Consider the following 10,994-nt stretch of genomic DNA (forward strand, 5'->3'; position numbering starts at 1 on the left):
CTGTGGCGCAGCTGGTAGCGCACCTGCATGGCATGCAGGGGGTCAGGGGTTCGAGTCCCCTCAGGTCCACCATCAATTCCCGCGAGGGACGACCCTCGCCAGACAGCTCATACGGGGACGACCCCGTAAGGAGTTCTGTCCATGCGAAGCATCACCCGCTTCATCACGACATCCGACATCGTGCGGATCGCTCTCGGCTGGAGTGCGTTCGGAGCGCTGCTGCTCGCCACTCCCCTGCTCAGCCCCCCTGTCCCGGCACCGCTGCTCATCACCGCGCTCGTGAGCATCGTCGCCGTCATCCTCGTCTGTGCCTTCGGCGTCGTGAGGCAGGCGGAGGCGCTCGCCCGCCGTCTCGGTGATCCGTACGGTTCGCTCGTGCTGACGCTGTCGATCGTTCTCATCGAGGTCGTCCTCATCTCGGCCGTCATGCTCGGCCCCGGCGAACACGCGACGATCGCACGCGACTCCGTCATGGCGGTGTCGATGATCATTCTGAACCTCGTGATCGGACTCGCGCTTCTCCTCGGCGGCATCCGTCATCGAGGCCTGGCGCACAATCGCACCGGAACCTCCGCGTACCTCGCAATGCTCGTCGTGCTCATAGCCCTCGCCTTCGGCCTTCCTGCGTTGATCGGTCAGGATGGCGCGTACACGACAGCACAGGCTATCCCCGTCGTGATTGTCACTCTCGCGCTGTACGGGTTCTTCCTGTTCCGGCAGATGGGCGCGCAGGCAGATGACTTCACCGAAATCGATGAACGTCTCACACTCCGAGCGATCACGTCGACCGAGCCGGATGCCGCGGCCCCCGGCATCCGGGACGTGCTCCGCGAACATCGCACTGAGATCCTCACTCGACTCGGCCTGCTCGTCGTAACTGTCATCCCGATCGTGCTTCTCTCGCACGATATGGCAGCGCTCCTCGATGACGGGCTCGCTCGACTCGGCGCTCCCACTGCTCTCGCCGGTGTGCTCATCGCCGCAATCGTCTTTCTGCCCGAATCCATCACCGCCATTCGAGCGGCTCTCGGAGGCGAGGTACAGCGCGTCATCAATCTCTGCCACGGGGCGCTGGTTTCCACCGTCGGTCTGACGATCCCGGCAGTCCTGATCATCGGCATGCCCACCGGTCAAGCCGTCATCCTCGCTGAGACTCTCCCGGATCTGATGCTGCTCACCGTCACGCTGCTGCTGTCCATCTCAACGTTCGCAGCGAAGCGCGTGACCGCGATGCACGGCGCTGTGCACCTGGCGCTCTTCGCGATATATACCATCGTGCTCTTCAGCTGACCTCAGGCGTGGCCGGGAGTTCCCTGAGAGCTTGCTATGGTGGAAAGGATGTTCATGCATGCATGGGCAGGGAGCGCATTGTGCGCTCTCACTTAGCGTGCGCCCGACTGCGCACACCTGCGATCATTCGAATCCCGCTGAGGATGCGTCGACGTTTGGCGTGCCCGGAATGCGAACAGACCGAAAGGAGCCGCACCCCGGGCCTCTCGTCTGCGCGCTGCCATGCGCCTCAGTGGTCCAGGTTCGTTCACCATGCAAGAACTCCAGACACTCTCCGGCCCCATCGTCATCTTCCTCATGCTGCTGTTCTTCGGCGGCAGCCTGTACATGTCCATCCGGATCTCCAAGAAGAAGGAGAACGCCGACGGCTACATGACCGCCGGCGGCAAAATGGGGTTCGGCATCTCCGCCGCCTCCATGACTGCCACCTGGATCTGGGCATCATCCATGTACGCCTCGGCCACTTCCGGCTACACGTACGGCATCTCCGGCCCCATTCACTACGGGCTCTGGGGCGCCCTGATGATTCTGCTCATCTATCCTTTCGGCCGCCGCATCCGCAAGGTCGCGCCCAAGGCCCACACCATCGCCGAGGTCATGTTCGCTCGGCACGGACGCTCCAGCCAGCTCATGCTCGCCGGCTCCAATATTCTCGGCAGCCTCATCAGCCTGACCTCCAACCTCATCGCCGGCGGCGCACTGATCTCGATGCTGTCGCCGTTCAGCTTCACGCAGGGCATCGTCGCAATCGCGATCGGTGTGCTCGCGTACACACTATGGTCAGGATTCCGCGCCTCTGTCTTGACCGACTTCGCCCAGGTCATCGCGATTCTCGGTGCGGTGGCGATCATCGTCCCCGTGATCTTCTTCGCTGCCGGTGGACCCGCCCTGTTCGTCGAGGGCGCGAAGAACCTCACCCCCCAGCAGGGCGACTTCTTCTCCTCGGATGCGTTCTTCAACCAGGGCGCCCCGTACATCGCGGCCGTCCTCGCCTATGCGATCGGCAACCAGACCATCGCTCAGCGCCTGTTCGCGGTGCGTGAGGATCTGATCAAGAAGACGTTCATCACGGCGACGTTCGGCTACGGAGCATCCATCATCGGCATCGGAATGCTCGGTGTGCTCGCACTGTACGCCGGCGTCCAGCCCATGGACGGCGACGTCAACAACCTGATCCCGCAGATGGCAGCCAGCTACCTGCCTCCGATTCTCATCTGCCTGTTCTTCGTCATGATCATCGGTTCGCTGTCGTCGACGGCGGATGCCGACATGACCGCGCTCTCGTCGATCATGATGGCTGACATCTACGGGCAGAACGTCGCCGGAAAGAAGAACGCCAACCCGAAGACGATGCTCCTCGTCGGCCGCCTGACGATGGTCGGGGCAACCGCTGCAGGGCTGTGCTTCGCGTCGATGCAGTTCAACATCCTCGACCTGTTGGTCTTCGTCGGTGCGATGTGGGGCGCGCTCGTGTTCCCCGTGATCGCCAGCTTCTACTGGAACCGTGTCACCAACGTCGCTTTCAGCGTCGCCGTCGTCGCGGCCCTCGCCGCGTTCCTGCCGGTGCGCTTCGAGTGGATCGATCTCTCCGGTGGCATCGGGATCGTCAGCGACGTGCTGTCCGTCGTCGGCATCGGCGTCGTGCTAGCGCTCATGGCATTCGGCTTCTTCGGTCTGCGCGTGGCTGTCATCGTCGGAAGCATTGCGACCGTGGCATCCGCTCCGTTCGCCATAGGATTCCTGCACACCTACCCGGTGCTGTCTGGATCGCTCGTGGCTTATGCCGTGAGCACGATCGTCTGCGTGGCCATCACCATGATGAACAAGACGAAGCGGTTCGACTTCGATCTCATCAAGAAGCGCACCGGCGACTTCGACACCGCTGAGACCGAAATTGTTGCGGATGCCTCTGACAACGAGGCACTCGCAGGAAAGGATGCATGATGGAGACTCTGCTGCTCACCGCTTACGTGCTCGTCTGGCCGGTCATCGTCATCGGCACGCTCGCCGTGATCGTCCGGGCATTCGTCAAGGATGCCCGCGAAGCCACGCGTGAGGGACGTCAGATCATCTGACGCTCCCCGGAAAGGGGGCGATGGTCGGGATTCCCGCCGTCGCCCCCTTTCGTGTTCGATGCGAAGATGAAGAGGACGTCGATGAAGGGAACAGGGCATGACCGAAGCACCACTGACGCATACGAATCTTCCCGAGCTCCAGGAAGGGCTGCTGGAGAAGGCGCGGGAGTCCTCCGCCCGGCGCGCAGCAGAAACCATCTACGGCGGGCGTGAGTCCGTGCTGCGGCAGACGGTGATGGCCCTTCTCGACGAAGCCGAACTCCCCGAGCACGAGAGCCCTCCCGAGGCGACGCTGCAGGTTCTCAGCGGTCATCTGCGGCTCACGGGCCAGGGGCGCTCCTGGGAGCTCAGCTCCGGCGACATCATGCCGATCCCACCTGAGCGGCATGCGGTTCTCGCCCGCGAAGACAGTGTCTTCCTGTTGACGGTGCGCCGCTCCGTGTGAGCTCAGACGCCGGGCTTGACCGATAGGTCTGTGATCTGCGCGTCGCGCGGCAGATCCAGCGCGGTCAGGATCGTCGTGGCCACCGACTCCGGGTCGATGAATCGCCCCGGATCGTACTCCGCGCCCTCCTGCTGGTGAACGCGCTCCTGCATGGCCGTCGCTGTGCGGCCAGGGAAGATCGAGGTCACGCGCACGCCGTGCTCGGCCTCTTCGGCGCGCAGTGCATCGGCGAGAGCCTTGAGCCCGTGCTTGGATGCCGCGTAGGCACCCCATTCGGCATGGGCGTGGAGCCCCGCACCGGAGTTCACGAACAGCACCTGACCGCGAGAGACCCGCAGCACCGGGAGCAGGAGCCGGGTCAGCTCGGCGGGTGCCATGAGGTTCACGGCAAGCTGCTGCGCCCAGAGGGCAGGCGCCAGGTCGGCCACGCGGCCCAGGTCCACCACGCCCGCGACGTGCACGAGGGAGTCGATGCGCTTCGGCAGCTGCTGCTTCGACAACGCCCAGGACAACCGGCCAGGGTCGGACAGGTCGCCGACCAGCGTCGACGCCCCAGGAAACTCCGCCGCGATCGCACGAGCGCGACCGGCGTCACGAGCAAACAGCACGAGCTCGTCGCCGCGCTCGTGCAGACGCCGTGCGAGCGCTGCCCCGATGCCGGAGCCAGCACCGGTGATCAGGTGCGTAGACATCTCAGACGCGCTCGGGCGCCTCGGTCAGTTCGAACGGAACCGTCGGGCAGTCTTTCCACAGACGCTCGAGGCCGTAGTACACGCGCTCTTCACCGTGGAAGACGTGCACGATCAGGTCGCCGAAGTCGAGGAGCACCCAACGCGCTTCCGAGCGACCCTCGCGGCGAACCCGCTTGTGCCCCGCTTCGAGGAGCTTGTCCTCGATCTCGTCGGCGATCGCGGCGACGTTACGCTCGCTGTTTCCGGTGACGATCAGAAAGATGTCGACGAGCGGGAGGGGCTCGGACACGTTCAGTGCCACGAGGTCTTCTCCGCCCTTGGAAACGGCGGCGTCCGCCGCGATCTGGAGCATGGCTTCAGCGGTCTGGGGTGATTGCATCATCCGAACACATTCGTAGTGAAGGCGACGACCAGCGCAACGGCCAGAGCGAGCGCGAGCCCACCCGCCGTGATCGCCAGTGTCAGCATGAGTTTGTTGCCCTTTTCAGGCGCCGGGGGTCGGATGACCTCACCGGCAGGTTTGATCGTGCTGACCGCAGAGCTTGCGGCGATCGGTGTGGGAGACGATGCCGGCGGGAGTTCGCCATCGATGAGCACAGCATCGATGTCCTTGCCGTCCGCCGTGCCGTCCGCGTGGCCCCGCGATCCGATCCCCTGCGGCAGCTCGTAGCTGCCGGTGATCAACAGCTCGCCGGTCGAGGCGACGGGCCCGGAGAGCGACCCTTCGCCCGGGTGCGTGAAGATCAGCGTGTTCGGGGTGCGGTGCGACCCACCCGAGTCTGACGTGATGAGCTCGTCGAAGGACGGGGCGAACGCGGGAACGTCGTTCTTGTCTGCTTTCTCGGCGAAGAGCTGCTTGCCGAATGCAGAACTGACGACCGGATGCTCACCGGTGATGATCGCATCAGCCACCGGAAGCTCATCGCCTTCGCCAACGGCATCCTGTGCGTCGTCTTCCTCTTCAGCCTGTTCCTCGCTCACGCCGAACACGGTGCTGAACTCGTCGGACTCCGCGTCGACATCGGACTCGAACGCCGTCTCCGCATCCGCGTCGTCGACGTCGGCCTCAGCATCCGCCTCGTCGACGTCGGTCTCGTCTACGTCGGTCTCGTCGGCATCGGCATCCGCTTCCGGTACCGGCTGGGCGGAGACCGGGGCGAAGGCGGGCACTTCCGTGTCCTCCGCGGTGCTGCTGTCTGCTTCTTCCGCAGCGGGTGCTTCCTCAGGAGCAGCCGGCGCTTCTTCGTTCGGGATAACGGGCACGGATGCCGTGCGAATGCGCTCCTGCGCACGCGCCTGGCGCCGAGTCAGCGGAGTGGAATGGGGGTCGACCTGGGCCTCGTCGACAAGCGGAGCGGGCGCGACTTCAGCAGGCTGAGCAGGTTTCGGAACGGGCACGGCAGGAACAGGTCGCGCGTTCGCCGCGGCTGCCGCCGCCTCTTTTTCGCCGATCACCGGCGTCGCGCCGGTGAGACGGATCTCCCGCAGCTGTTTGCGGGTCAGCGGCTGGTCACCCTGCTGATCCGATGTACTCATACCTTGCTCCGATACAGATGATGCTTCGCGATGTATTGAACCACTCCGTCGGGAACGAGGTACCAGACCGGCTGATCTTCATTCACACGCTCACGACATGCGGTCGAAGAGATCGAGAGGGCGGGAACCTCCAGCTGGCTCACGTTCTCGCTCGGGAGGCCATCCGTGCTCAGAACGTGTCCTGGACGGGAGACCGCGACGAAGTGGGCCAACTCCCACAGTTCATCATGGTCCCTCCAACTGAGAATTTGCGCTACGGCGTCTGCTCCAGAGATGAAGAACAGTTCGGCATCGGGACGCTCGGCCTTCAAATCACGCAGTGTGTCGATCGTGTAGGTGGGTCCCTCGCGGTTGATATCGACGCGGCTGACCGTGAATTGCGGGTTGGATGCCGTGGCGATCACCGTCATCAGATAGCGATGCTCGCTCTCCGTGACGTTCGACTTCTGCCAGGGATGCCCGGTCGGTACGAAGACGACCTCATCAAGACCAAAGGAGTGCGCGACTTCGCTCGCCGCGACCAGGTGCCCGTGGTGGATCGGATCGAACGTCCCGCCCATTACTCCGATCCGGGGGGCACGCGTGGTCGTTGTCTCCATGCGCCCTAGTGGCCGTGCCCTGCTCCGTGCCCGTCCGCACCGTGCGCCTCTGCCCAGGCCTCAGCCTTGGCGGAGTGGCGGTTCGCGACGTGACGGTACGAGAAGGTGACAAGTCCGAGTACGGCGAACAGACCGGCTGCGATGAGCCCGAAGATGACGGTCTCGAGCGCCACGTTTCCGTGGTGCTCAGTTTCAGCGGCTGCCATCGCAATCTGTGCGACGAGGTTCATCCTGACTCCGTTTCGTGACCGGGTGCGAGAAGACGCGCTCCCATCCTATCGCTCAGCCGCGTGTCTGGCCCGCCCCACGCGCGAGCCACTTCGTGCTGGTGAGCTCCGACAGCCCCATCGGGCCCCGCGCATGCAGTTTCTGGGTCGAGATGCCGACCTCTGCACCGAATCCGAACTCCGCACCGTCGGTGAACCTGGTCGACGTATTCACCATGACGACGGCGGAGTCCACTTCGGCGAGGAACCGCTCGGCATTACGCGAATCGGTGGTCACGATCGACTCGGTGTGACCGGTGCTGTACGTGCGGATGTGGTCGAGCGCGTCATCGAGCGTGTCGACGACCTTCATCGCGATATCGAGGCTGAGGTACTCGGTCGCCCAATCCTCCTCGGTAGCAGGAATGACGTTGCTCATGAGTCCCACGACCATGTCATCGCCGTGCACTGCCACGCCCTCGCTCTGCAGTGCGCTGGCAACGAGCGGGACGAGTCGGGGTGCCGCTTGGCGAAGCACGAGAACCGTCTCGACAGCGTTGCAGACGCTCGGCCGCTGGATCTTGGCGTTGACGACGATCTCGCGGGCCCAGTCGTCCGGTGCCGTCTCATCGAGCACGATGTGCACGTTGCCCGCGCCGGTCTCGATCACTGGCACCGTCGACTCTGTGACGACGGTCTCGATCAGAGCTGCGCTTCCACGCGGAACGAGAACGTCGATGAAGCCACGGCCGTGCATGAGCGCCTTGGCGCCGTCTCGTCCGAAGTCGTCAACAGTCTGGATCGCCTCGGCTGTGATGCCAGCGGCATCCAGCGCATCGCGCATGATCTGCACGAGCACCGTGTTCGACTCACGCGCCGCGCTGCCGCCTCGCAGGACGCTGGCATTGCCGGAGCGCAGCGCGAGGGCTGCGATGTCGACGGTGACGTTGGGGCGCGCCTCGTAGATCGCACCGACCACGCCGAAGGGAACACGCACCTGCTCGAGGGCGACGCCGTTCGGCATCCGATGCCCCCCAATTACCTGGCCGACCGGATCGGCGAGTACGCCGATCTCTCGGACTGCGGAGGCCAGTGCACCGACACGCGTCTCGTCCAGACGGAGCCGGTCGATCAGCGCGTCGCTGATGCCGTTCTGACGCCCGGTATCGATGTCCCGCTCGTTGGCTTCGATGATCTTCCCGGCGTTCTCTTCGAGCGCACGAGCGATTCCTTCGAGTGCACGCACCTTCTCATCGCTGGTGAGACGGGCGGTCGCGCGGGAGGCCTCCTTGGCTCGTGCGAGACGATCCTGCGGAGTGTCGGTGGTCATTCGTTCAGCTTACGAGACCTGCACGGGGTCGGAGGCCGATGTTGCAGGCTCGAACCAGGTGCCGATCTCGGCGCCTGTGAGAGCTCGCTCGACGAGGTCTGCACTGGTGACGAGAACGCCGATGCCTGATGCCGCGGCGAGGCGGGCTGCGGATACCTTCGTTGCCGCTCCCCCGGTTCCGACGCTGTTGACGACCGTCGAGCCGAACTCCAGGCCGACGAGCTCGTCGTCGGCGGCGATGATGTCGAGGGGTTGCGCACCCGGGTCGGTCGGCGGCTTGGTGTACAGGCTCTCGACGTCGCTGAGAAGTACGAGCGCGTCAGCGTGGATGAGCTGTGCCACCAGAGCTGCGAGCCGGTCGTTGTCTCCGAAGCGGATCTCCTGTGTGGCGACCGTGTCGTTCTCATTGACGATCGGCAGGATGCGCAGACCCATCAGCCGCTCCATCGCACGCTGGGCGTTGCTGCGTGATGTCTGGGTCTCGAGGTCGCCGGTGGTCAGCAGTACCTGTCCTGCGACGATCTTGAACGGGCGCAGGGCCTCTTGGTAGCGGTAGACGAGGACGTTCTGCCCTACCGCCGCGGCGGCCTGCTGCGTCGCGAGATCGGTCGGTCTGGCATCCAGATCGAGGAACGGGATGCCGGTGGCGATCGCACCGGATGACACCAGCACGATCTCGCAGCCGCGCGCATGCGCGTCTGAGAGGGCATGCACGATCATCGGGATGCGCCACGACGATTCCCCGCTGATCGAGGATGAGCCGACCTTGACGACAATGCGCGCGGCAGTTGCCAGCTCGGCTCTCGTGCGCGCTGTCACGCGTCTTCTCCGGCGGGGTCCTGTCCTGCCGTTGCGCGGCGCTTCTCTTCCTCGCCGGCACGGTGGGCAGCCCTGGCATCCATGCGCTCGTAATACTGCTCACGGCGCTCGCCCGTCGTACGGCGGGAATTCGGAGCCAATCGCGGGTCAGTGCCGCGAGGAGCGGTCATGAGCTCGGCTGCCGAGCGCATCGAGGGCTCCCAGTCGAAGATGAGCCCTTCGCCCTCGCCGATGACGACGGTTGCACCCGGGGTGGCGCCGAGCCGGAACAGCTCGTCCTCCACTCCGAGGCGCTCCAGACGATCCGCCAGATAGCCGACGGCCTCTTCGTTCTGGAAGTCGGTCTGCTGCACCCAGCGCACCGGCTTCTCGCCCAGGATGCGGTAGTACGTGCCGTAGGAGCCGCCTTCGACCCGAATCGTGAACGGCTTCTGTGCACCTCGGGGACGGATGACGACGCGCTCGACCGGAGCTTCGACGGCCACCTCGGCACGGTGCTTGTCGACGAGCTCTCCGAGAGCGAAGGTGAGTGGGCGCAAGCCCTCATGCGACACCGTCGAGATGTCGAATACGCGGAAACCGCGCGCTTCGAGCTCCGGACGCACGAGGTCAGCGAGATCACGCGCCTCGGGGACGTCGATCTTGTTCAGCGCGACGAGCTGCGGACGTTCCAGCAACGGCGTCTGCCCCTCAGGCACCTCGTATGCCGCAAGCTCCGCGAGGATGACATCCAGGTCGGAGATCGGGTCACGATTGGGCTCGAGCGTTGCGCAGTCGAGGACATGGAGCAGAGCGGAGCAGCGCTCGACGTGGCGCAGGAACTCCAATCCGAGACCGCGTCCTTCGCTGGCGCCTTCGACGAGTCCGGGGACGTCGGCGACGGTGTAGCGCGAGTCGCCGGCCTGTACGACGCCGAGGTTCGGGTGCAGCGTGGTGAACGGATAGTCAGCGATCTTCGGGCGCGCCGCAGAGATGGCTGCGATCAGGCTCGACTTGCCCGCGGAGGGGTAGCCGACGAGTGCGACATCGGCGACGGTCTTGAGCTCGAGGACGACATCGCCTTCGAATCCGGGGGTGCCGAGCAGTGCGAAGCCGGGCGCCTTGCGCTTCTGGCTGGACAGCGCTGCGTTGCCGAGGCCGCCGCGTCCGCCCTGAGCGACGACGAATCGATCTCCAGGAGTCACCATGTCGATGAGAACGTCGCCCTCGACGTCCTTGACGACCGTGCCTACTGGCACCAGGAGCTCAAGCGTTTCACCCTCGTAGCCGGAGCGGTGATCGCCCATGCCGAATCCACCGTTACCGGAGGAACGGTGCGGAGAGTGGTGATACGAGAGCAGCGTGCCGGTCTGCGTATCGGCGACGAGAACGATGTTGCCGCCGTCACCGCCATTACCGCCGTCCGGGCCGCCGAGCGGCTTGAACTTCTCGCGGTGCACGGAAACACAGCCGTTGCCGCCCTTACCGGCGCGCAGATGCAACGTCACCGTGTCGACGAACGAGACCATGTCATGTCCTCAGATTCTTATGCTGCTGGTTCCAGAGCCTGTCGAAAGGCTCTGGATACGCGGACGGGGCGAGCCGAAGCCCGCCCCGAACCGGATGTCTTAGTGTTGCTGTCAGTGAGCTACGGCAACGATGTTGACGACCTTGCGGCCGCCCTTCGCGCCGAACTCGACCGCGCCCGCTTCGAGAGCGAACAGCGTGTCGTCGCCACCACGGCCGACGTTCACGCCGGGGTGGAAGTGGGTTCCGCGCTGACGAACGATGATCTCGCCGGCGTTGACCTGCTGGCCGCCGAACCGCTTGACGCCAAGTCGCTGAGCGTTGGAATCACGACCGTTGCGGGTGGAGCTTGCGCCCTTCTTATGTGCCATGTCCTATGCCTCTTCTGCTTACTTGATGCCGGTGATCTTGACGCGCGTGAGCTCCTGGCGGTGGCCCTGACGCTTCTTGTAGCCGGTCTTGTTCTTGTACTTCTGGATGATGATCTTCGGGCCGC

The 10,994-nt window shown here is 64.7% G+C and carries 14 protein-coding genes; 4 read left to right on the plus strand and 10 right to left on the minus strand.

Going from position 1 to position 10,994, the window contains the following annotated elements; genetic code table 11:
* The first annotated feature begins 141 nt into the window (after positions 1 to 141).
* The 4 genes from ACTIAO_RS15355 (at position 142) to ACTIAO_RS15370 (ending at position 3,810) form a co-directional block, all read left to right on the plus strand.
* On the plus strand, positions 142 to 1,290 hold the full coding sequence (locus ACTIAO_RS15355; protein ID WP_441907043.1) for a calcium:proton antiporter: 1,149 nt from the start codon (positions 142 to 144) through the stop codon (positions 1,288 to 1,290).
* Positions 1,291 to 1,542: 252 nt separating this feature from the next.
* On the plus strand, positions 1,543 to 3,234 hold the full coding sequence (locus ACTIAO_RS15360) for a sodium:solute symporter family protein (RefSeq protein ID WP_441907044.1): 1,692 nt from the start codon (positions 1,543 to 1,545) through the stop codon (positions 3,232 to 3,234).
* Entirely contained in the window at positions 3,234 to 3,365 is a 132-nt protein-coding gene (locus ACTIAO_RS15365) for a putative transporter small subunit (protein ID WP_441907045.1), read from the plus strand. Before ACTIAO_RS15360 ends, ACTIAO_RS15365 begins: the two co-directional genes overlap by 1 nt.
* Before the next feature lie 97 nt (positions 3,366 to 3,462).
* The gene (locus ACTIAO_RS15370; RefSeq protein WP_441907046.1) at positions 3,463 to 3,810 is read left to right on the plus strand and encodes a cupin domain-containing protein; all 348 of its coding nucleotides are present in this window, start codon (positions 3,463 to 3,465) and stop codon (positions 3,808 to 3,810) included.
* A 2-nt stretch (positions 3,811 to 3,812) separates the two neighbouring features.
* Here the strand turns inward: ACTIAO_RS15370 and ACTIAO_RS15375 are convergent, their stop codons facing one another.
* The 10 genes from ACTIAO_RS15375 to ACTIAO_RS15420 all read right to left on the minus strand — a co-directional run.
* A complete protein-coding gene (locus ACTIAO_RS15375) occupies positions 3,813 to 4,502 on the minus strand; it encodes an SDR family oxidoreductase (protein ID WP_441907047.1) in 690 nt (229 codons plus the stop codon).
* A 1-nt stretch (position 4,503) separates the two neighbouring features.
* On the minus strand, positions 4,504 to 4,884 hold the full coding sequence (gene rsfS, locus ACTIAO_RS15380; RefSeq protein WP_441907048.1) for a ribosome silencing factor: 381 nt from the start codon (positions 4,882 to 4,884) through the stop codon (positions 4,504 to 4,506).
* Positions 4,881 to 6,038 carry a hypothetical protein gene (locus ACTIAO_RS15385; RefSeq protein WP_441907049.1) on the minus strand — a complete coding sequence of 386 codons (1,158 nt, stop codon included), beginning with the start codon at positions 6,036 to 6,038 and terminating at the stop codon, positions 4,881 to 4,883. Before ACTIAO_RS15385 ends, rsfS begins: the two co-directional genes overlap by 4 nt.
* The gene (gene nadD / locus ACTIAO_RS15390) at positions 6,035 to 6,637 is read right to left on the minus strand and encodes a nicotinate-nucleotide adenylyltransferase (protein WP_441907050.1); all 603 of its coding nucleotides are present in this window, start codon (positions 6,635 to 6,637) and stop codon (positions 6,035 to 6,037) included. Before nadD ends, ACTIAO_RS15385 begins: the two co-directional genes overlap by 4 nt.
* A gap of 5 nt (positions 6,638 to 6,642) precedes the next feature.
* A complete protein-coding gene (locus ACTIAO_RS15395; RefSeq protein WP_441907051.1) occupies positions 6,643 to 6,867 on the minus strand; it encodes a hypothetical protein in 225 nt (74 codons plus the stop codon).
* A 52-nt stretch (positions 6,868 to 6,919) separates the two neighbouring features.
* Positions 6,920 to 8,173: a glutamate-5-semialdehyde dehydrogenase gene (locus ACTIAO_RS15400; RefSeq protein WP_441907052.1), complete on the minus strand. Its 1,254-nt coding sequence runs from the start codon at positions 8,171 to 8,173 to the stop codon at positions 6,920 to 6,922.
* Positions 8,174 to 8,182: 9 nt separating this feature from the next.
* Positions 8,183 to 8,992: a glutamate 5-kinase gene (gene proB, locus ACTIAO_RS15405; protein ID WP_441907053.1), complete on the minus strand. Its 810-nt coding sequence runs from the start codon at positions 8,990 to 8,992 to the stop codon at positions 8,183 to 8,185.
* Positions 8,989 to 10,500 carry a GTPase ObgE gene (gene obgE / locus ACTIAO_RS15410; RefSeq protein WP_441907054.1) on the minus strand — a complete coding sequence of 504 codons (1,512 nt, stop codon included), beginning with the start codon at positions 10,498 to 10,500 and terminating at the stop codon, positions 8,989 to 8,991. Before obgE ends, proB begins: the two co-directional genes overlap by 4 nt.
* 111 nt (positions 10,501 to 10,611) lie before the next feature.
* Entirely contained in the window at positions 10,612 to 10,869 is a 258-nt protein-coding gene (gene rpmA, locus ACTIAO_RS15415) for a 50S ribosomal protein L27 (protein ID WP_441907055.1), read from the minus strand.
* 18 nt (positions 10,870 to 10,887) lie between these two features.
* Positions 10,888 to 10,994: bL21 family ribosomal protein (locus ACTIAO_RS15420; protein WP_441907056.1), on the minus strand; the 107-nt coding region annotated here is incomplete at its 5' end.

Origin of the sequence: Microbacterium sp. (genome assembly GCF_052099035.1) — a bacterium.
Taxonomy (GTDB): domain Bacteria; phylum Actinomycetota; class Actinomycetes; order Actinomycetales; family Microbacteriaceae; genus Microbacterium.

Coding starts and splice junctions, on each gene's coding strand:
- ACTIAO_RS15355 (WP_441907043.1), top strand. CDS start 142: ATGCGAAGCATCACCCGCTTCATCACGACATCCGACATCGTGCGGATC.
- ACTIAO_RS15360 (WP_441907044.1), top strand. CDS start 1,543: ATGCAAGAACTCCAGACACTCTCCGGCCCCATCGTCATCTTCCTCATG.
- ACTIAO_RS15365 (WP_441907045.1), top strand. CDS start 3,234: ATGGAGACTCTGCTGCTCACCGCTTACGTGCTCGTCTGGCCGGTCATC.
- ACTIAO_RS15370 (WP_441907046.1), top strand. CDS start 3,463: ATGACCGAAGCACCACTGACGCATACGAATCTTCCCGAGCTCCAGGAA.
- ACTIAO_RS15375 (WP_441907047.1), bottom strand. CDS start 4,502: ATGTCTACGCACCTGATCACCGGTGCTGGCTCCGGCATCGGGGCAGCG.
- rsfS (WP_441907048.1), bottom strand. CDS start 4,884: ATGATGCAATCACCCCAGACCGCTGAAGCCATGCTCCAGATCGCGGCG.
- ACTIAO_RS15385 (WP_441907049.1), bottom strand. CDS start 6,038: ATGAGTACATCGGATCAGCAGGGTGACCAGCCGCTGACCCGCAAACAG.
- nadD (WP_441907050.1), bottom strand. CDS start 6,637: ATGGAGACAACGACCACGCGTGCCCCCCGGATCGGAGTAATGGGCGGG.
- ACTIAO_RS15395 (WP_441907051.1), bottom strand. CDS start 6,867: ATGAACCTCGTCGCACAGATTGCGATGGCAGCCGCTGAAACTGAGCAC.
- ACTIAO_RS15400 (WP_441907052.1), bottom strand. CDS start 8,173: ATGACCACCGACACTCCGCAGGATCGTCTCGCACGAGCCAAGGAGGCC.
- obgE (WP_441907054.1), bottom strand. CDS start 10,500: ATGGTCTCGTTCGTCGACACGGTGACGTTGCATCTGCGCGCCGGTAAG.
- rpmA (WP_441907055.1), bottom strand. CDS start 10,869: ATGGCACATAAGAAGGGCGCAAGCTCCACCCGCAACGGTCGTGATTCC.